The organism is Coleofasciculus sp. B1-GNL1-01, assembly GCF_040220235.1.
In the GTDB taxonomy this organism is placed as follows: Bacteria; Cyanobacteriota; Cyanobacteriia; order Cyanobacteriales; family Coleofasciculaceae; genus Coleofasciculus.
The window spans coordinates 87,748-108,549 of sequence record NZ_JAVJTO010000017.1 but is presented as its reverse complement, the minus strand read 5'-3'; the positions used below and the strand labels follow the sequence as shown (position 1 = coordinate 108,549).

Here is a 20,802-nt window from a genome sequence, read left to right as displayed (position 1 = left end):
CATCGTGGGTTGAGCGAAGTCGAAACCCACCAGCCTTAATTCTGTGATATTCGTTCTAAGTTTTCTCGCGTCACATCAGCCCAATAGTCATCCTGATACTCTATAAATATGTCTAAGGCTGTCTGTAAATTCACCCTCGCTTCGGTGTAGTTTTCCTGGGCTTCTGCTAGTAATCCTAATTGTCCATAAGTGCGAGCTTGAGAATAGCGATCGCCAAATTCAATATAAATATCGAGAGCCTGGTGATAGTATTGCTTTGCCTGCTCATACTCCCGTAACTCTTCGGCAACCATTCCTAACTCGTGATAGGTGTCAGCTTGTTCGTAGCGATCACCAAATTCAATACAAATATCCAGAGCCTGGTGATAGTATTGCTTTGCCTGCTCATACTCCCGTAACTCTTTGGCAACCATTCCTAACTGGTGATAGGTGCCAGCTTGAGAATAGCGATCGCTAAATTCAATTTTAATATCTAGAACCTGGTGATAGTATTGCTTTGCCTGCTCATACTCCCCTAACTCTTCGGCAACCCTTCCTAACTGGTGATAGGTTTTGGCTTGATTGTAGTGCTCGCTAAATTTAATAAAAATATCCAGAGCCTGGTGATAGTATTGCTTTGCCTGCTCATACTCCCTTAACTGTAGAGCAACATTTCCTAACCCGTGATAGGTGCGAGCTTGAGAGAAGCGATCGCTAAATTCAATGTAAAGTTGAGCATCAAAAGACAAGCCGTGTTTGCGGAGTTCAAATTCGACTTGCTTAATCACAATTAAATATAAATCCGTGTAGCGAACATCATTAATATCGGTTTCCTCATTAACTTCCAGATAGATAACATAATAATCATCCCGCCAGCGCTGTTGAATCCGTTTCAATTCCGTACTTTTGCCACAGCCACGATGTCCAGTGAACAGAATCGTGGTATTGTCTCCAGGTTCTTGGAAGTCTAGGATAGTGCTAACGCTATCAACAGCAGAGGATTTCCGCACCGGGGATAAATCGACATAATAGCGCTCCATTTCTGCGGGTTCCAGGGGCGCTAAATCACAGGCTTTAAACGCAGATTTCAGGGTATTGGCGCGGGGATAATCAGATTGAGTCATCAGAGTTGAGAAAATAGCGATCGCCTGAATCCTGATTATAGTTGAGACGAGTCACCGATTAAGGGGTGTGGGGTGTGGGGAATCTGTGCCACGACGCTCTAAGCGTCCTCCATCACAATGGATTAGGGTCATTGGTGTCAACTTAAGGTGAATCCCCTCATCCCCTAACCCCTTCTCCCACCGTGGGGAGAAGGGGAACCGGACTCTCTTGCTCCCCTCTCCCGTCCAAAAAAAGCGAAGCATCCTTTGGCTTCCCCCTTTTTAAGAACCAGTAGATTATACTTGTTCCCTATTCCCCATTCCCCATTCCCTCTCCCCTGAGATTAATGTCAAACTCAGATCATTCCCCAACCCATATCGTCAACCTTAACCCTGCTCAGATTCAGGCGATGCAAACTCACGCCGAAAACACCTACCCAGAAGAATGTTGTGGATTATTAGTCGGTCATATTAAGGGAGACGTAAAAACCCTAGTGGAAGTCATCCCCACAAAAAACGCTTGGGATACTCAGGCGGCTGAAGCCTTTCAAGGGGTAAACGGTTCAGCGCGTCAGTCAGGGACGAAACGGAATCAGTTTAGCATTGCCCCAGAGGTGATGTTGAAGGTTCAGAAGCAGGCACGCGATCGCGAATTAGATATCATTGGGATCTATCACTCTCATCCTGACCATCCAGCCATTCCCTCAGAATTTGATCGGGCGATCGCATGGCAGCGTTATTCGTATATTATAATTTCCGTTCAACAGGGTATAGCTTCTGACCTCAGAAGCTGGACTCTTGATCCCCATCACCAGTTTCAGCCTGAAGAAATTATCACGGTAAAGGAACCGGGGAAAGGGGGAGCTGAGGGAGCAATGTAGAGACGTGCCATGGCGCGTCTGGGAGCTGGGGAAGCTGAGTAAGCTGGGGAGGTTAACTCACGCACCATGCCATGCCCTTGAACGAAGCTAAGGGTCACGCGCCATGCCCTCGAATACAGTGAAGGGTCAAAACTTCCCCAATCGCGAATCGCTAATCATACCAAATTGCCATGTTAAATCCCAATCTGGAAGAAATCCAGCTAACCAAAGAAGAATACGAACGATATTCTCGACACCTAATCTTGCCGGAAGTTGGACTAGAGGGACAAAAACGCCTCAAAGCGGCGAGTGTTCTCTGTATCGGTACCGGAGGACTCGGTTCACCCCTCTTACTGTACTTAGCCGCCGCAGGTATCGGACGTATCGGAATCGTAGATTTTGATATCGTTGATAGTTCCAACTTACAACGTCAGGTAATTCACGGGACATCCTGGGTAGGGAAACCGAAAATTCAATCGGCAAAAACCCGGATTCTAGAGATTAACCCCTATTGTCAAGTTGATCTCTACGAAACCCGTCTGACATCCGAGAATGCGCTGGATATCGTGAAACCTTATGATGTTGTTGTCGATGGAACCGATAACTTTCCCACCCGTTACCTCGTCAATGACGCCTGTGTAATCCTGGGTAAACCTAATGTCTACGGTTCCATCTTGCGGTTTGAAGGACAAGCCAGCGTCTTTAACTACGAAGATGGACCCAATTACCGCGACTTGTTCCCCGAACCCCCACCTCCTGGAATGGTTCCTTCCTGTGCTGAAGGTGGCGTTTTAGGCATTTTGCCCGGAATTATTGGACTCATCCAAGCCACGGAAGCCGTTAAAATTATCCTGGGTAAGGGAACAACCCTCAGCGGACGGTTGTTACTGTACAATGCCCTGGATATGAAATTCCGGGAACTGAAACTGCGACCCAATCCAGTACGCCCAGTTATCGAAAAATTAGTAGACTACGAACAATTCTGTGGCATTCCCCAAGCAAAAGAACAGGAGGCGCAACGGTTAATGGCAATTCAAGAAATGACCGTTCAAGAACTCAAGCAATTGTTGGATAGTGGAACCAAGGATTTTGTCCTCGTTGATGTCCGCAATCCCAATGAATACGAGATTGCTAACATTCCCGGTGCTGTTTTAGTCCCATTACCGGATATTGAACAGGGTTCAGGTGTCGAAAAAGTTAAGCAACTCCTGAATGGTCACCGCTTAATTGCCCATTGTAAGATGGGAGGACGTTCGGCTAAAGCCTTGGGTATTCTCAAAGAATCCGGAATCGAAGGAATCAATGTCAAAGGAGGCATTACCGCTTGGAGTCGGGAAATTGACCCATCAGTACCGGAGTATTAAACATTAGTGTCAACTTAAGCTGAAAGGTAAGGGGAGATGGGGGAGATGGGGGAGCTGGGGGAGCTGGGGGAGATGGGGGAGCTGGGGGAGCTGGGGAAACATGGGGGATAGGGGATTGGGTGAAATAAAATAGTCGGAAAAGCCTGAATTTTCTAAGTAGGTTGGTGAAAATAAACTCAACCTTATGAAGTTATGTTAACAAGCATCAAACCCTTACATAAACGAATGACGTAGCTTGCTTCTCGCGAAAGCGAGTATGACGAATGACGTAGCTTGCTTCTCGCGAAAGCGAGTTCCCCACCGTTAACTTTAATTGTCCCTACCTACTTAAGACAGAATGAGTTTAGTCGAATTATTGGTATTTTCCCAAAGTTAAGTTGTTCGTCATTTAAAGGTTATTGTCAATCCCAGCAAAATTATTGTAGTGCGTTAAGCGAAGCCATGCCGCAGGCTTTGCATCTTGCTCACAACTAATACGATTAATTTATTAAGGGCTTGCTGCATAAAATCCCAGCCTTTATAGTTGTGCTACTACTCCTCAACTCTTGACGAATGACAAATAACGAATATTCATGCTGAGAAAAAATAAACTGGTTCTACGGGTAACATTAGCCCTAATTGTTATCCTGATGAGTGGGAGTGTCATCGCCTATTCTCTGTTCGTACAACACAATCTCTGGCTGGCAAAAGCACCAGTGGGGGCAAAACTCGTTCCTCAAGATACCCTGATCACAGCCTTAGTGTCTACAGATAGCGGTAAATGGCGGCAATTGGAGCGATATGGTACACCCAACACTCTAGCGGCGTTCGTCAGACAACTTGCCCAACTCGAGGAAAGCCTGCTAACGGAAAATGGCTACGACTACGAGGATGATATCCAGCCGTGGTTGGATGAAACGGTGATGATTGCCTATCAGGGGGATAGTACATCTGCACCAGAAACGGAATCAGAGCAAATGTCCCCTGTCACGCTACCGTTTATCAAACTCCCCGACTTAATCATCTTACCCATTAATAACCCCGCCCAAGCTAAAGAAATTGTGGCTAAAACCACGTCTCAGAAAGTGACTCAGTTTGGCGAGAGAACCTATCGCGGGGTTGAGATTCGCGAAACCCAAAAGCCTAATAGCCAAAACTATTCGGTTACTGTTTTGGAACGGTTTGTCGTGGTTACGTCAAATCCCCAAACCATGGAACAAGTGATTGACACCTATAAAGGGGTGAAATCTGTGGCATCTACGCCGGGATATATCGAGGCTTTAGCAACAATTGACACCACCCAGGCGTTTGCTCAAGTGTACTTAAACCTACCCACATTTACCGCCACCGCCGCCGCCAACTCCGCGCGATCGCTCCCGCCGGAACAGTTGGCTCAAAGGCAACCCCAGCAAGGGCTGGTGACGAGTATTTCCTTGGAGTCAGATGGGATACGGTTTCGCGGCATGTCTTGGCTGAAACCGAATAGCCAAAACGCCTATCCCATCGAAAATACCAGTAGTCGTTTACCCAGACGCCTCCCTGCCAATACCCGATTAATGCTGAGTGGTAGTAATTTCGCCCAATTGTGGAAGAGTTACGCCCAAAACGCCCCCTCTAATCCCCTGATCCCCATTCCTCCCACGAATCTGAGTGCCGGAATACAGACAACTCTGGGCGTAGATGTACCAGAGGATTTATTACCCTGGATGGCAGGGGAATGGGTAATCGCCCTGATTCCCGCGACTGAGGATTTGCTCACCCCCCCAGAAAACCAGCCGCCACCCATGCTAGGCGCAGGTATCACCGTAATGATTCTATCGAGCGATCGCGCGGCTACAGAAAAAGCATTCCAGCAGCTTGATCAAGTGATGGAAACTCGCTATCAGTTGACGGTGGAAAACACCCAACTTAATAATCAACCAGTGGTACGGTGGACATCTCCCCTAGGAGGCATTACCGCTACCCACGGCTGGTTAGAAGGAAATATCGCATTTCTCACCTTCGGCGCACCCATTGCTGATGCCATTGTTCCTCAACCCCAAGCCCCCTTGACTCAAACACCACTGTTTCAGCAAATCGTACCCACCAAACCCAGTCCCCACAATGGTCAAGTTTTCATTGAGGTTGAGCGTCTCTTAAATCGAGATAATTTAAATTTGCCTCAACTTCCCTCTCAACTTGATGAGATGATGCAGGCAATCCGCGCGATCGGTTTGACGACAGCCGTCGAAGATCAGCGAAATACACGCTTTGACTTATTTGTCAAGCTAAAAACGATACTACCGTCCAATCCAGTTCCGGTTCCTTCTTCTCCGATACCCTCCCCTTGATTCGGGGGAGATGGGGGAGATGAGGAAGTTAACTCAAAACTCTACCTTACCTGTTCCCTATTGCCTAAGCTGTTCGGCATTTAAACCTTAATGTCAATAATGGCTCTCATCCTTGTAGTGCGAGGTAGTGCGAGCATCTTGCTCGCTACCCATTCCCAATTTAAATGCATGACAGCCTATTCCCCATTCCCCATTCCCCATTCCCTGACAAATGACAAATGACTAATAATCCAAAAAATCGTTATCATTATCTTTTTCGCCTCTCGTCGAGGGCATCAATCCCGATAGGATAATAGAAACGCGGCAATTCATGTCGAAACGATCAAGTCGAGAAGCGCATTTATGGATTTAGTTTCACTCCAAAACAGCTTAGATAATATTTCATTTGCAGTTCTCCTAGTCACCATGCTCCTGTATTGGGTTGGTGCAGCCTTCAAGAACATCCCCTATCTGCCCACCTTAGGCGGAACGGGTATGATCATCGCCAACCTGTGTATTGCAGCCTTACTCGGTGCCCGTTGGCTAAGTGCTGGATATTTCCCATTAAGTAATCTCTATGAATCCCTATTTTTCTTAGCCTGGGGCATCACCGCGATGCATCTGGTAGCCGAGAAAATGAGCGCGAGTCGTTGGGTGGGCGTGGTTACATCTCCAGTTGCCATGGGGATTACCGCCTTTGCCGCCCTGTCACTACCATCTGATATGCAACAGGCGGAACCGTTAGTTCCGGCGCTGAAATCCAACTGGTTGATGATGCACGTCAGCGTGATGATGCTCAGTTACGCCACATTAATGGTGGGATCACTGTTAGCGATCGCCTTTTTAGTGGTGACTCGGGGTCAAAATGTTGAACTGCGAGGGAGTTCCGTGGGTACAGGTGGCTTTCGCCGTAAACAAGACTCCACAGGGACGGCTTCCTATCAGCTTAAACGGAATCAGGATAACCTCCAGCCCCAGGGTGGCGATAATGGAGCAATGGCAATGAGTTGGCAAGACACCTCAGGTTCGACAAGTACAGCCGTTCTAGATGCTGTTACCTCCACACCTGAATTGGCTAGCCTTCCCACCCTTTCTCCCCAACGCCTCAACTTAGCAGATACGTTAGATAATATTAGCTATCGGATTATCGGGCTAGGATTTCCATTGCTGACAATTGGCATTATTGCTGGTGCAGTTTGGGCAAATGAGGCATGGGGTTCCTATTGGAGTTGGGACCCAAAAGAAACCTGGGCATTAATTACCTGGCTAGTCTTTGCCGCGTACCTTCATGCTCGCATTACCCGAGGGTGGCAAGGACGCCGACCAGCAATTTTAGCGGCAACAGGATTTGTTGTAGTCTGGATTTGTTATCTTGGGGTGAATCTATTGGGTAAAGGATTGCATTCCTACGGCTGGTTCTTCTAGGACTTCCAGGACTGATCAAGGCGACGACCAAATCGCTTACTCCTAGTGATCCAGGTGATCCAGGGAATGACCCAATTTGTACATCATGATTAAGCACAAAAGTAGAACGTTAATCGGGGAAAATGGGCGTAGATAATCAGTTTGAGCCACTCGCTAGTGGTGAAGTCTTATCCGTTGACGAATCAGCGCAAATCTTAATTGGGCATCGTACCTTTCGAGTAAGCGAATTGGCGGACGCGATCAAAACGCAGCTTGAGCATGGGTTGAGTGAATGGACTCAAGACAAAAATGCCTGGTTTAGTGACGAGGGTATCTCCTGTGAAGTCTTGCGATTTAGTTCCGGTGGCTGGCAAAAAGGCAAGGTGAGAATCAATCTGGAATTTTGTCCTCAGGTGGCTGAGGAGGAGACACCATTAGAACCTATCAGTGGAGACACTGAGACTGAGGATGAGTTGGCTGAGGAAGAGTCCTCAATCAGCATGGATGAGGACTTTGATGTAGAACAGCCGTCGATGAGTCTGGATGAGGCGGATCATGAGTATGAATTATCTGCTGAGGATCAACAGCAAGACAGCCTCGGTGACTTCATGGATGAGGCGCCAAGCTTTTCTATGGAGGGGCTAGAAGAAGAGGAGCCACCTGTTAGCTTTGAAAGCGACTTCGATGAACTCTCTACTGAGGAGGAGGAAGAGCCATCCGTCAGCTTTGAGAGCGACTTTGAGGAAATGTCTCCCGGTGAGCAGGAAGAGCCACTTGTCAGCTTTGAGAGTGATTTAGATGAAATGCCTCCCGGTGAGGAGGAAGAGTCACCCGTCAGCTTTGGTGATGACTTCGATGAACTCTCTGTCGAGGAGGAGGAAGAGTCACCCGTCAGCTTTGAGAGTGACTTCGATGAACTCTCTGTCGAGGAGGAGGAAGATAAATCAGCTAGCTTTGATGATGAATTTGATGAACTCTCCAGCAGCATCGAAGAAGAGTTGGAGATGGAAGAGGAAAGCACCAGCAACGACGAGGAGTTGCTAGATTTGGGATCGATTGCCACAGAAAGTGACGAAGAACTCGATTTTGATGAAACCTCTGCTAGTGATGACGATGAGTTTGATTTAGGTGATTTTTCCTCCTTAGAGGAAGAGGAAGAGGAGGATAATGAGACAGACTCCCTTCTCGATGATGTTTGGCAAGAAATGAGTCAAGAAGGTTGGCAAAGTAATCAGTAACGTTCAGTAGGTTGGTGGAAATGAGGGAGCAGGGGGAGTTTGGGAAGCTGGGGAAGCGGGGAAAGCGGGGGAAGCGGGGGACGATGGAGCCGTTATGATTTTAGCTCAAAACTCTACACCACCCTTTTCTCTATTCGCTCACGAATGACAAATGACAAATGACGAATGTCTCAACGTTCAGATTGGACGCTACTTCACGCCCGTCTTCATCAAACGCTACGGCAAAGGCAGCTATTAGCGCCAAGTCGTCCTGTTTTGGTGGCGGTATCGGGGGGACAAGATTCCCTCTGTTTAATGAAACTGCTTTTAGATTTGCAGCCGAAGTGGAAATGGCAATTAGCGATCGCCCATTGTGATCACCGTTGGCTTGCTGATCAAGGGTTGGCGGCTCACATTGAACAGGTGGCTCAGAGTTGGGCGATTCCTTTTTATCTGGAAGTTGCGGATCAAGTGACTAAAAGTGAGGGAACGGCTCGACAATGGCGTTATCAGGCACTCGGTAAGATTGCCCAAACCTATCAATTTCAATATGTAGTCACGGCTCACACTCAGAGCGATCGCGCGGAAACGGTTTTGTATAATCTGATTCGAGGGACGGGGGTTGATGGTCTCCAATCCCTGACCTGGCAACGTCCTCTAGTAGCCGGGGTACAGCTTGTACGCCCATTACTGAACGTTACCCGTGGGGAAACGGGGGAGTTTGTGGAGCAACAGCACCTCCCGGTTTGGTTGGATGCCTATAATCAAGACCTCCGCTATGCTCGTAATCGCATTCGCCAAGAGGTACTGCCTTATCTCAAAACTCATTTTAATCCGAGGGTGGAAACTGCTCTGGGTCATACAGCGGAACTGTTACGGGCTGATGTTGAGTATTTAGAGACAGCGGCGCGATCGCTACGAGAACAAGCTATGGGTTCTACGAGTGAGCATGAACCCACTACGACGCTTAAACTCAATCGCGTAGTCTTGCGACAAGCTGATCTCGCCCTACAACGTCGTGCGATTCGGCAGTTTCTGACGATTGTCCAACCGACGGCTGCCAATTTTGAGCAAATTGAAGCAATTACCGCTTTAATTAACGCACCCAATCGCTCTCGCACCTCATCCTTTCCCGGAGGGGCAAGCGCTCAAGTCGAAGGGGATTGGATTATTTGGCGAAATAGTCAAGGGGACTAAGCTGTCACGCTTTCTCTACACCCGACACCCGACATCCGACACCCGACACCCGACATCCGACACCCCACACCCTACACCCCGCCCCCTCAGCTCTAGGAAGCCGCCAGTTCCGGCGATTCCACCATGCTATCAACCGTTTGCCGCATTTCGGAAATTGCTTGGAGTTGATAATCGCCAACTTCCTGAATTTGATTCAGGGCTTGGGCGATCGCGTCGAGGATCTGGCGAATTTGATTCAGAGCCTCTTGCTTGGGCGGTAAGAGTTCTTGATACAAATTCACTTGACTCCACAGTTCAGCGACTTCCTGTTTCATCGAGTGCCAGTTTTCTTCCAAACCTTGTAACTCAGAGCGTTTGGCTTCTTGATCACTTTCTTGCTGAGTCAGCATTTCCTCGGCTTGGCTAATGCTTTGGCGCATTTGCTCAACTTGGTTTTCCAGTTTTTCCAGTTCGCCTTCTTGCTGTTGTCGCTGTTCCTCGAGCTGGTTTAAGACCGGACCGAGGTCGATTTTATGGGTATCGGCGCTACTCCCTTCACTAATACCCTGGCGACGGCGTAAGACTCGATTATGCTGATTGAAAATCTCTTCCCTCTCCCGCAGGTTGCGGCGTTGACCGACGAGGGTTTCATCCAACATTTGGTAGCGGTCTTGCTCGTCGGCTAGCTCACTTTCCAAACTAATGCGATCGTACTCACTCGCATTATTAATTTTATCTTGGAGTTCTTCAACCGCTTGGCGTTGGAATGTGAGTTCCTCTTCCTGGTCGTTGACAAAGCGTACCACTCTCTCCAAATCTTGCTGTAAATTTTGCACGATTTCCTGGAGTTCACCTAGGGGCATATTTTCCAGCGATTGAATGTCAACCTCTTGACTAATTTTGACATCGGCTGAACTGGTCGCTAAACGAGCAAGTTCTTGATGTAACTCTTGCTGAGTTTGAAGTTGCAGGCTGAGTAGATGTACAGATTCCTGCTTCATCTCCAAAGCATTCCGCTGCACCTTCAATTCCGCTTGTGCCTCTTCATAAGAGGTTTGAACCTGCTCTAACTCTTGCTGACGCTGGTGAATGTCCTCAGCTTGCTCGTCAATTTCGGTTTGGCGTTGCTCTGCTTGTTGGCGCTGATTGTCTAGTTTTTGCCAATCACTATCTAGTTCTGACTGCTGTTGATCAATGATGTCAAACGCTTGATTCAACTGTTCCCGCACAGTATCCGTAGGAGCGACAGCCGTCGATAGGCGATCGAGCAACTCCTGCATCGCCGCAACATCGTCCTCACTTAAACCCGAAGTTTGTTGCAGCTGTTCTTTTTGCTCATCCCAACGCCGCTGTTCACCGCGCAGATGTTCCCAAGCGCCTTCAAGTTCCTGTTGTTTGCGATCAAACTCCTCTCTGAGGCGTTCAGTTTCCTCTTTCGTACTTTCCAGGTCTTGACGCTGCTGATCAATTTGTTCAGCCTCTTCCTCCATGGCTTGCATCTGTTCCAACCGCGCTTCCATTTCCATCTCGCGACGGTTGAGTTCTTGACTTTGATACGTCAAGGACTGCTTCCACTGTTCAATTTCTTCTTCTTGACTTTTCGCCTTGTCCAACAGACGAGAAAAATTTTGTAAGATGCTCGCCAGTCTCGTCCCGGCTGGCTCAACTTCGCCTTGAATCCGATTGTTACTGACATTGACAATTGCCAAAGCCCCATCGCTCATGCCACCGGCTTCGTCTCCTGGGATGATTTCATCACCTGGGACAGCGCTCCAACTCTGATCATTCCGCTGACAAGCCAGCAGTTTGAGTTCGGTCTTACTGCCGCCAAAAGGGCCAGTTTTCTGCTTTTTGACTTCTGCTAGATACAGCACACTGATCGTCCTCTTTACTTGTCTTGTGCCCAATTCTTGACTAAGCCAACCTGAACTAAATCTTAGTTGATTGGGTTGCTGGTCGCACTGCTCCTGATGTTCTCAGAGCTAACCCTGATTTATAGACCGAGCAGCTTTGTCTACAATGCTAGCTTTTAGGAAGTGACAGAGGTAGCCGTGTCTTGGATTATTGTCCTGAATCTAAGCTACCACCGGATAGTCCTGACGGATCGAGAAAATGCTACATATCTCCAACTTAACCCTCCTTAAAGGGCAAGTTTAGGTAAGCCAGGAACAGAGTCGCCTTGGCTGATTGAACCCCTGTTCCTCAACATCTTCGCGCTCTATGTCAGTAGCGCGGGGTAGTTGAAGTTTATTTAACGAAGCCATTGCCTTGTCCCTGTATCCTAGCCAACCCTGCTAATTGGTAATTAACGCCAGCGATCGCTCACCGCCGTCCAACCCGCCTGATCAGGAGGTGTTACAGCAAGTCGAATCCTCAATTATACTGAGTACATGGAGGTTTTGATGGACTCTTCTTCTATAAATTTCAATGGCTCTATTGAGCAAAGTTAAATTTAAAGTTTAAATTGCTCTGTTGAAACACATCTGTTAAACGATCCATTCCCACCTAATTGGATGTTATCTTAACATGGTCAGTCAGCGGTGGTGGTAAAGCATCAAGTTGGGGTTGAGGTTAAGATGGCAGGCAACTTGGTAACCCAACAGACCATTCGCGCCTCAGCATTGAACGCAAGGTTTTAGGAGTACATTTTCCTTAAAATGCAGGGAACGTTAAATGAAATTGATATCCGCAGTATCCTGCAACTGATCGAACTGGGTCAGCGCACAGGAGAACTTTTAGTTGAGGCGCAAAGCTCCCACACCAATAACCCTGGTAGTGATGTGACTCATAAATTTATCCAGGGACGCTCTCACCTGGCGACCCCACCCCGTTGCCCTGGACCATTTTGGTTTGTTTTTTTTCTCAACGGACAAATTGCTTATGCGGCAAACAGTGATCACAGTTTGTCACGACTGCGCGATTACCTGCGTCGCTATCGAGCTGAAGCCGCTTTGGATGACATCGAAGAACCGTCGATTGCTTCGACCAATGCTCCCGAATATGGCTATCTTTGGGCGTTGCTAGAAAAGCATATTATCACGCCAGCTCAAGGGCGCAGCATTCTCCACAGTATGGTGCATGAAACCCTATTTGACCTATTGAGCCTCCACAATGGATACTTTGTCTTCGAGGTGGGTCCAGCCTTAGCGCCCCAACTCACCACCTTAGAAATTGCCCCCCTAGTGACCAAGATTATGAAGCAAGTCCAGGAGTGGAAGCAGTTTCATCCCCATATCCAATCCCCCAATCAATGCCCACTGATTACGGATGAAACTAAATTAAAGTCAGCATTACCGGAGAATGCATTTAGAACCCTCCAACGGTGGGCAAATGGCAAGAATTCTCTGCGACAGATGGCTCGCTATCTCAATCGTGACATCCTGACTGTCACCCGAGCCATTTACCCCTATATCCAGCGGGGTTGGATTCAATTGCTGACGTCAGTACCTCAACAAACCCTCGCTGTTCGACAACCTTGGGAATCCACCCGGGCAGATCATGCACCCTCTGTAGTCTGTATTGATGATGACAAGGCAGTTGGCAAAACCGTCGAGTATATGCTGCAAGCCCAAGGATATGAAGTAACGGCAATTCAAAATCCCCTCAAAGCTCTCAGCTTACTCTTCCAAATTAAACCGGCTCTAATTCTCTGTGATTTAGTCATGCCCCAACTCGATGGATATGAACTGTGTGGCATGTTGCGACAATCGACGACATTTCGACAAACTCCAATCATTATGCTGACGGGCAAAGATGGCTTTATTGACCGTGTGAGAGCTCGCATGGTAGGCTCAACGGACTATTTGACTAAACCGTTTGGAGCCAGTGAGCTGTTAATGTTATTGGAGAAATACGTAGGTCCGGGAGATCCGGAAAAAATGAGTTTCGATAGTTCCCGCCAAGTCCTAGAGGAGGAAGTCAAGGCAACCGATATTACTAAATCAGCATCGGCTTAACCACAGCGATCATCATGTAACACCCAGGAAGGTAATTCTTCCGCTACAATCACCTCATAGACTCATACAGCGATACGCCCTGCTCTATTTCGCAGTTAAGCCTGTCACAATAGAGAAAGGGATCAGTTCAGGATGAAGCTACCATAAAGGATACATTAATCATTACTCTATCTATGTTTAAAGGTATAGCTCAACGATACAGCTCAGTTCACGTTCAAAATTCGTGCGCTTATTGGCAAGTCAGGTAGGGGGTTATGAGTACAGTTTTGGTTGTAGAAGACAGTTTGGCACAGCGACAGATGATCTCAGACCTCCTCAAAGGCAGTGGGTTGACGGTCTCTGTGGCAAGCGATGGAGTGGAAGCCTTAGAACATATTCTGCAGTCTCGTCCTGATGTAGTGGTATTGGATATTGTTATGCCTCGTATGAATGGGTACGAGGTCTGTCGTCGTTTAAAGGCTGATCCCAAAACCCAAAATGTACCCGTGGTCATGTGTTCTTCAAAAGGCGAAGAATTTGATCGATATTGGGGAATGAAGCAAGGGGCAGATGCTTACATCGCTAAGCCCTTTCAGCCCACCGAGTTGATTGGCACAGTCAAACAGCTACTCAGGTCATAAATTATAGTTAAGACTCTAGCTGCGAATGGTTGGAAATCCGGATTTTTTAACAGATACTGGTCAAGATCAAGCCCCAGAATTGCAAGAACTAGAAAGTCCTGAGGGTGAATTACACTTGCGATTTTACGTCCCTTCTGGTATTGAATTTGCTTTACCAGCGACTGGGATCAAAGAAGTGCTTGAGCCATCTCCCAACCAGATCACCCCCATCCCTAATGCTTCCCCCTTATTATTGGGGACAATCAATATGCGAGGTCGGGTTATATGGGTTGGTGATCTGGGTCAATTTCTGGGAGATGCGATCCCTGTCAATACAGACCGATCAGAAATTCCCGTCATTGCCATCGAAGATCAAGATACAATGCTCGGTTTAGCAGTGGAGCGAATTGTGGACATGGATTGGTTAGATGTGGAGCAATTACAAATGGCAATGAATGTTCCTGATACGATGGCACCTTTTTTAAAAGGAGAATGGTTATTAGATCCAGAATCTAATCAATTTTTACGACTTCTCGATCAGGTGGCAATTCTACGAGCAGCACGGTGGGCAGCATGAATGAATAGTAAAAGAAAGGAAAAAGAGAGCAACCTTTTGTTTGTTACTTTTTCCTGGTGAGCAAAGGGAGGAGGTCAATGGCATCAAGTACAGATTACGTTCAGGAATATACACAAGCACAAACGGCTTACGCACAAGGTAAATACCAAGAAGCCGCCGATCTTATTAGTCGGTTGATTGAAGAGTATCCCGATGATCCAAGTGCTTTGTTACTTAAGGGTCATATCTGTTGCTATGGTCTACAGCAGTACGATCAAGCACGGGAACACTATGAGCAAGTTCTTAATTTAACGTCTGAACCTGATTTTATCGAATATGCCCATAAAGGTCTAGAAGATGCTAATCAATTGTCCAGTGAATTCGATTCTGCCGATTCACCCCCATCCACAGAGGACTTCGATAACAATTTCCACGATATTGATGAAACCGACGATTTAAATGAGATACCTACATTAGAAACCTGGCAAGACTCGGAAGCGATTGATGAGTCTATTGATGAGTCTGAGGATTTCGATTTAGGGGCTTTAGATTTCGATGAAGCGGGAATAGGAGATGATTTTGAATCAACCTCATCTTCGCCCTTTGCCGAACCCCTGGATAGTTCAGCTCTTGAATCAGAGACGACGGACGAGCCAAGTTCTGTAGATGAATCCAATCCATTTGCCTTGTCCGGTTTGGACGAAGAGAATGGTGATGTTGACAATCTTTATGAGTCATCGAGTGATTTTGATCTAAATGACAACCCCTTTGCTGAGGTAGACTATGAAGATTATGAGTCATCGAGTGATTTTGATCTAAATGACACCCCCTTTAGCGAGGCAGATTACCAGGAAAACGTTGAGGAAACAGGGAATAATTTCGATCTAAATGACACTCCCTTTAGTGAAGCAGATTACCAGGAGAATTTTGAGGAAACAGCCAGTGATTTCGATTTAAATGATACTCCCTTTAGTGAGACAGATTATCAGGAAAATTTTGAGGAAACAGCGAGTGATTTTGATTTAAATGACACCTCCTTTAGTGAGGCAGATTACCAGGAAAATTTTGAGGACTTTTCAGCGGAGTCTGAGGATGATACGGCGGCAACATTTGTCATGCCTCCCGGTAGCGCCCCTGAATTTGAAGATGCTCAGGAGCAGAGTTTACCCTCTTATGAGTCAGAATCCCATTTCGATGAAGACTTATCGGACGTTGATCAGGAAATGGAGGATTGGCATGATGAATCGATTGATGAGTCATATCCAGACCATCCCGTTTACGAAGACGAAACCCTACTAATGGATTCAGGGGAGTTGGGGGAAAGTTTACCAACAGATACCGATGAGTTTGACTATTCGGCTGAGGAGACGGATGAGGCGATTGAAGCATTTGAAAGCCAGGACTACACTCAGGATGAATCAGACTTCGATAAAAATGGATTTAACGCTCCCGATGATCACTTTGACTTTGAGAGCTTTGACGATGCTTTTGGCAATGACTCATTCACTATGGATGAAGTTGCTGAGGCTGATGCTGAGAACTTCTCAGAACTTGAAACGGACAAAGACTTTTTAGACGCTTTCGATGTATTTGAAGATGATTTAGGCTCTCTTCCCGATTTTGCCATAGACGATCAGGATGAATTAGCTGAGTCGGGCGCGAGTGAATCAGATTTTGATGTTTTAAGTAACAGTGGAGTCATACCAGCAGGTGGCGAAAGTGAGGGAGTTAGCGAAAACGGCGATGCCGTCCGAGATCGAGATAGTGTAGCGGCTCACCAGCAATCGGCTCAAGAGTATCGCTCAGTTGATAGTGATGAAGAAATTTTCAGTATTGGTAGCTCAACTGAACAACTCCCAGTTTTTAGTCAAGCCAAAGAGGGGGGACATGAACCTATCGTTAATGTTGATCAAGGGTGGCTGGCTCCCTTTGAAAATGCTTCTCTCCATCATAAACAGTGGATTATGGCGTTTGCGGCTGGGATTGCCTCCGCTTTTGTCGTTGCCTTAGTCAGTTTTTCGGCACAAAGTATTGCTGCGCGAAGTTCAGTACCAGAAGGGCAAGCTCAACCCGCGATCGCGAATCTCAAATTTGCCCATGCTTTAGCCAGTGGTGCAGCATTTGCGGCTAGTTTTGGCATTACACTGTTTCTGGGTCGGATCACCACTCGCCAGATTCAACAAGTCACAGTGGATTTACAAACCCAGTTTGATGCCGTTGCTCAGGGAAATCTTAATGTCAGTGTCCCGATCTACTCCGAGGGAGAACTGGGTCAACTGGCTTCAGGGTTCAACCAGATGGCGCGAGTGATCCTCACCACCACCAGCGAAGCCACCCGCAAAGCCGAAGAACAAGAACAAGCCAAAGAAGACCTGCAACGCCAGGTAATTCGATTGCTAGATGATGTTGAAGGAGCTGCACGCGGGGACTTAACGGTACAAGCTGAAGTAACAGCCGACGTTTTGGGGGCAGTGGCTGACTCCTTTAACCTAACCATTCAAAATCTACGGGAAATCGTTCAACAAGTAAAAGATGCCGCCCGTAAAGTGACCAAGGGTTCGACTGAAAGCGCGGCATTTGCCGGAAGTTTATCCAATGACGCCTTGCGCCAAGCTGAGGAACTAGCCGTTACCCTCAACTCCGTTCAGGTGATGACCGACTCCATTCAGCGAGTCGCTGAAGCCGCACGGGAAGCCGAGGAAGTTGCCCACACCGCTGCGGATGTCGCCCACAGAGGTGGTCACGCGGTAGAACATACGGTGGCAGGCATCTTGCAAATTCGGGAAACCGTAGCAGAAACTACGCGAAAAGTCAAGCGATTGGCTGAGTCTTCCCAGGAAATTTCCAAAATTGTTGCCGTAATTTCCACAATTGCATCCCGAACCAACCTGTTAGCGCTCAATGCCAGTATCGAGGCAGCTCGAGCGGGAGAGGCGGGTCGAGGGTTTGCCGTCGTTGCCGATGAAGTACGGCAACTGGCAGACCGTTCAGCCAAGGCACTCAAAGAAATTGAGCAAATCGTCATGCAGATTCAAAGTGAAACTGGGTCGGTGATGACGGCGATGGAAGAAGGTACCCAGCAGGTTATTGATGGAACCAAACGGGCAGAGCAAGCCAAACAAGCATTGGAAGATATTATTCAAGTGTCCAATCGGATTGATGCGCTGGTGCGGGCAATTAAAGCGGATACAGTGGAGCAAACCGAAACATCCCGTGCTGTTGCCCAAGTCATGCAATCGGTTGAACTAACTGCCCAAGAAACCTCTCAGGAAGCACAACGGGTATCCAGTGCCTTACAAAACTTAGTTGGTGTAGCACGAGATCTACTCAATTCTGTAGAACGTTTCCGTGTGGAATCAAATGAGAGCAGATAGTCCTTGGACAGTGAACAGTGAACAGTGAACAGTGGACAGTGAACAGTGGACAGTGAACAGTGAACAGTGAACAGTGAACAGTGGACAGTGAACAGTGAACAGTGAACAAGGACGAATGACAAATGACGAATGACAAATGACGAATGACAAATGACAAATGACAAATGACAAAAATGACGAATGAATGAAACCTCCTCCTCTAGCTTAGGATTGTGGCTCCAGCGCTTGCTAGCTGCCGTTTTATTAGGCGGTCAAGTCATCGTTCATCTTCTGGGAGGCAAAATCTACCGACGCAATACCCTGGAGCAAATGGCAGTTGTTGGTCCGGATTCACTGACCATTGCCATGATCACGGCTACTTTTATCGGTGCCGTGTTTACCATTCAGGTAACGCGAGAATTTATTAACTTTGGGGCAACTACAGCCATTGGAGGGGTTTTGGCACTGGCATTGAGCCGGGAACTTGCGCCTGTATTAACGGCTGTGGTGATTGCCGGACGAGTGGGTTCAGCATTTGCGGCTGAGATTGGCACAATGCGCGTGACCGAACAAATTGATGCACTTTATATGCTTAAAACCGATCCCATTGATTATTTGGTCATCCCTCGTGTCATTGCCTGCTGTCTAATGCTGCCGTTATTGACAATTCTCTCAATTATTCTCGGCATGACGGGCGGTGTATTGATTGCTGTTAATCTGTACAATATTCCTCAATCTGTCTTTCTGGATTCCGCCCGGAATTTCCTGGGAATCTGGGATTTGTTTACGGCGATGATTAAAGCCGCTGTGTTTGGGATGCTGATAGCCGTCATTGGCTGTAGCTGGGGATTAACCACAACAGGTGGTGCCAAAGGAGTCGGTCAATCCACGACAACGGCAGTCGTCACGGCTTTACTTGCCATTTTTATCACTAACTTTTTTATGTCGTGGCTGATGTTCCAAGGCACAGGCAGTGCAGTTCTGTAGTCAGAGGTATATTAAAATAGATCATTTGTGTCGATAAACAACAGGAATTTAGTCTAGTGACCTCTGCTACTTCTTCATCTTCATCAACCCAAACCATCGAACTTGCCCCTAGCTACGTCATTCCTTTGGTATTGGTTCTGGCGAGTATACCGATTGTGCTACTCCAAATTTGGGTCGGTTTACTCCTCGCTCTTTTCGGGTTATTTTTAATGATTCAAGCGGTAACTATCCGTCTACAATTTACCGAAACCGCATTGGATGTCTATCGCTCCCAGACTTTAATTCGCCGTTTTCCTTATAAAGACTGGTCAAATTGGCGAATTTTCTGGTCATCGTTTCCAATCCTTTTCTATTTTAAGGAAGTTAATAGCATCCACTTTTTGCCAATTTTATTTGATCCCAAACAGCTTAAACTTTGCTTAGAGGAGCGCTGTCCCCAGAGTTGAAACTACTTTCCGATATGCCTTGCTGAAATTTAACGTTTAGGCTTGAGAACACCTTGTACTAAAGGCTCTCTTGCCCGGTAACTCGCCCTTGAGAATAGTCCCCCCGTTTAGAGGTTGGGAATGTAAATCATTATCAGATATTAATTATTCAATGAATTCAGACGAACCACAAACCCAAGAATCCAATTTAGAACAACAACCAATCCTGGAGGGATTTGAGGAAAACTCTCTAGAGCCAAAACCCGAAACAGAACGCTCTGAGCCGTTAACCGATTTATCTGACCAATCTGACGTGATACAACCCCAAGCTGACGCTTCAAATGCTGTAGACTTACCTGCGCCAGATGATAATCAGATGACGCCATCAAGAGATCAACAGGAAACCGTAGCGAATTTAACTCAAACGATCGCTGACCTTGAACGCCAAGAACAACAGTTGAGGCAAAAAATTGCCCAGCTACAAGCCAGCCAAAATCAGATTTTATCTGACCAGCTCACCAAAACCCAAGGCACTATCCAACAAATGCTCCAAGAGGGGTTAAGCGAATTAGAGCAGCGCAAGCAAGCCCTTTTAATTTCTGTGGAGCAACTCGAACGCCGCCGAGAACGCATTCGCACGGAAATGCGAACCACATTTGCTGGGGTGTCTCAAGAATTGGCAATTCGGGTGCAGGGTTTTAAAGACTATTTGGTGGGCAGTTTACAAGACTTGGTTGTGGCGGCGGAGCAGTTGGAATTAGCCGAACCGATGGCAGAATCGCCCCAACCGAGGATGAATGAACCCCAACCGCCAGCCTCTTCGCCTACACCCAAATTTGCTGAACAAGCGTTTCAAGATCAGATCCGACAAATTCGCGACATCATTGACCAATACCGCAAAATGCCAGACTATTATGGTCCTCCTTGGCAATTACGTCGCACGTTTGAGCCAATTCATGCCGAGCGAGTGTCTAATTGGTTTTTTACTCAAGGGGGGCGTGGGGCGATTCGCACTATCGGTAGCCGCTTGCAAAATATTTTGGTCGCCTCCGCCGTGATGTCTGTTATGCGGACGCTTTACGGTGATAGACTACGAACCTTGGTTCTTGCTAATACCCCTGAACGTCTGGGAGAGTGGCGCAGAGGATTGCAGGATTGTCTGGGTATTGCCCGCAGTGATTTTGGTCCAGAACGGGGGGTCGTTTTATTTGAGGAAGCATCCGCCCTGGTGCAAAAAGCCGATCGCTTAATGACTCAGAAGCAACTTCCTTTAATCATTGTTGATGAAACAGAAGACCAGATTAGTCTTTCAATCCTGCAATTTCCTCTCTGGTTAGCCTTTGCTCCCGATCCTCAGCAAATGAGTAATTACTAATAACGTAGTCGGACAACATTAAAGTTGAGGGTTGGGATGGGGGAATAGGAAACAGGGAACAGAGAACAGGGAACAGGGGAAGCTGGGGAGATATAGGTAACAAATGTTACGATTTTCCTGCCATACCCTTACCTGTGTCACACGCTCCCATATAAAATCG

Annotated in this window: 15 protein-coding genes; 13 read left to right on the top strand and 2 right to left on the bottom strand. The window is 47.2% G+C overall.

Translation table 11 applies throughout. The annotated features are described in order from the left end of the window. Positions 1 to 35: 35 nt before the first annotated feature. On the bottom strand, positions 36 to 1,103 hold the full coding sequence (locus RID53_RS03985; RefSeq protein WP_446386880.1) for a tetratricopeptide repeat protein: 1,068 nt from the start codon (positions 1,101 to 1,103) through the stop codon (positions 36 to 38). Positions 1,104 to 1,429: 326 nt separating this feature from the next. On the opposite strand from RID53_RS03985, the gene RID53_RS03980 reads away from it, so the two are divergent. From RID53_RS03980 to tilS, 6 genes are all read left to right on the top strand, one after another. Next, positions 1,430 to 1,963: a Mov34/MPN/PAD-1 family protein gene (locus RID53_RS03980; protein ID WP_446386879.1), complete on the top strand. Its 534-nt coding sequence runs from the start codon at positions 1,430 to 1,432 to the stop codon at positions 1,961 to 1,963. A gap of 170 nt (positions 1,964 to 2,133) precedes the next feature. Continuing rightward, positions 2,134 to 3,306 (top strand): molybdopterin-synthase adenylyltransferase MoeB, encoded by a 1,173-nt coding sequence (moeB, locus tag RID53_RS03975; protein ID WP_446386878.1) that lies wholly within the window; start codon positions 2,134 to 2,136, stop codon positions 3,304 to 3,306. Between the two features lie 572 nt (positions 3,307 to 3,878). Next, on the top strand, positions 3,879 to 5,615 hold the full coding sequence (locus RID53_RS03970) for a DUF3352 domain-containing protein (protein WP_446386877.1): 1,737 nt from the start codon (positions 3,879 to 3,881) through the stop codon (positions 5,613 to 5,615). 342 nt (positions 5,616 to 5,957) lie between these two features. Then, entirely contained in the window at positions 5,958 to 7,019 is a 1,062-nt protein-coding gene (gene ccsB, locus RID53_RS03965; RefSeq protein WP_446386876.1) for a c-type cytochrome biogenesis protein CcsB, read from the top strand. 122 nt (positions 7,020 to 7,141) lie between these two features. Continuing rightward, entirely contained in the window at positions 7,142 to 8,236 is a 1,095-nt protein-coding gene (locus RID53_RS03960) for a KGK domain-containing protein (protein ID WP_446386875.1), read from the top strand. 165 nt (positions 8,237 to 8,401) lie between these two features. Then, a complete protein-coding gene (tilS, locus tag RID53_RS03955) occupies positions 8,402 to 9,412 on the top strand; it encodes a tRNA lysidine(34) synthetase TilS (protein ID WP_446386874.1) in 1,011 nt (336 codons plus the stop codon). Between the two features lie 92 nt (positions 9,413 to 9,504). Here the strand turns inward: tilS and hmpF are convergent, their stop codons facing one another. Then, positions 9,505 to 11,265, bottom strand: coding sequence for a pilus motility taxis protein HmpF (gene hmpF / locus RID53_RS03950; RefSeq protein ID WP_446386873.1), 1,761 nt, complete (start codon positions 11,263 to 11,265; stop codon positions 9,505 to 9,507). 783 nt (positions 11,266 to 12,048) lie between these two features. Between hmpF and RID53_RS03945 the strand changes: the two genes are divergently transcribed. The 7 genes from RID53_RS03945 (at position 12,049) to RID53_RS03915 (ending at position 20,642) form a co-directional block, all read left to right on the top strand. Continuing rightward, a complete protein-coding gene (locus RID53_RS03945) occupies positions 12,049 to 13,347 on the top strand; it encodes a response regulator (protein WP_446386872.1) in 1,299 nt (432 codons plus the stop codon). Positions 13,348 to 13,601: 254 nt separating this feature from the next. Beyond that, positions 13,602 to 13,967: a response regulator transcription factor gene (locus RID53_RS03940; RefSeq protein ID WP_006099778.1), complete on the top strand. Its 366-nt coding sequence runs from the start codon at positions 13,602 to 13,604 to the stop codon at positions 13,965 to 13,967. Positions 13,968 to 13,992: 25 nt separating this feature from the next. Further along, entirely contained in the window at positions 13,993 to 14,523 is a 531-nt protein-coding gene (locus tag RID53_RS03935) for a chemotaxis protein CheW (protein WP_446386871.1), read from the top strand. A 77-nt stretch (positions 14,524 to 14,600) separates the two neighbouring features. Then, positions 14,601 to 17,876, top strand: coding sequence for a methyl-accepting chemotaxis protein (locus RID53_RS03930; RefSeq protein ID WP_446386870.1), 3,276 nt, complete (start codon positions 14,601 to 14,603; stop codon positions 17,874 to 17,876). Positions 17,877 to 18,056: 180 nt separating this feature from the next. Next, positions 18,057 to 18,842, top strand: a complete 786-nt coding sequence (locus tag RID53_RS03925; RefSeq protein WP_446386869.1) for an MlaE family lipid ABC transporter permease subunit — start codon at positions 18,057 to 18,059, stop codon at positions 18,840 to 18,842. Between the two features lie 56 nt (positions 18,843 to 18,898). Next, positions 18,899 to 19,288: a DUF3119 family protein gene (locus RID53_RS03920; RefSeq protein WP_446386868.1), complete on the top strand. Its 390-nt coding sequence runs from the start codon at positions 18,899 to 18,901 to the stop codon at positions 19,286 to 19,288. Positions 19,289 to 19,439: 151 nt separating this feature from the next. Beyond that, entirely contained in the window at positions 19,440 to 20,642 is a 1,203-nt protein-coding gene (locus RID53_RS03915; protein ID WP_446386867.1) for a DUF3086 domain-containing protein, read from the top strand. The last annotated feature ends 160 nt before the right edge of the window (positions 20,643 to 20,802 follow it).

Coding starts and splice junctions, on each gene's coding strand:
- RID53_RS03945 (WP_446386872.1), top strand. CDS start 12,049: ATGCAGGGAACGTTAAATGAAATTGATATCCGCAGTATCCTGCAACTG.
- RID53_RS03935 (WP_446386871.1), top strand. CDS start 13,993: ATGGTTGGAAATCCGGATTTTTTAACAGATACTGGTCAAGATCAAGCC.
- RID53_RS03940 (WP_006099778.1), top strand. CDS start 13,602: ATGAGTACAGTTTTGGTTGTAGAAGACAGTTTGGCACAGCGACAGATG.
- RID53_RS03915 (WP_446386867.1), top strand. CDS start 19,440: ATGAATTCAGACGAACCACAAACCCAAGAATCCAATTTAGAACAACAA.
- RID53_RS03985 (WP_446386880.1), bottom strand. CDS start 1,103: ATGACTCAATCTGATTATCCCCGCGCCAATACCCTGAAATCTGCGTTT.
- ccsB (WP_446386876.1), top strand. CDS start 5,958: ATGGATTTAGTTTCACTCCAAAACAGCTTAGATAATATTTCATTTGCA.
- RID53_RS03930 (WP_446386870.1), top strand. CDS start 14,601: ATGGCATCAAGTACAGATTACGTTCAGGAATATACACAAGCACAAACG.
- RID53_RS03925 (WP_446386869.1), top strand. CDS start 18,057: ATGAATGAAACCTCCTCCTCTAGCTTAGGATTGTGGCTCCAGCGCTTG.
- RID53_RS03970 (WP_446386877.1), top strand. CDS start 3,879: ATGCTGAGAAAAAATAAACTGGTTCTACGGGTAACATTAGCCCTAATT.
- moeB (WP_446386878.1), top strand. CDS start 2,134: ATGTTAAATCCCAATCTGGAAGAAATCCAGCTAACCAAAGAAGAATAC.
- RID53_RS03980 (WP_446386879.1), top strand. CDS start 1,430: ATGTCAAACTCAGATCATTCCCCAACCCATATCGTCAACCTTAACCCT.
- RID53_RS03960 (WP_446386875.1), top strand. CDS start 7,142: ATGGGCGTAGATAATCAGTTTGAGCCACTCGCTAGTGGTGAAGTCTTA.
- tilS (WP_446386874.1), top strand. CDS start 8,402: ATGTCTCAACGTTCAGATTGGACGCTACTTCACGCCCGTCTTCATCAA.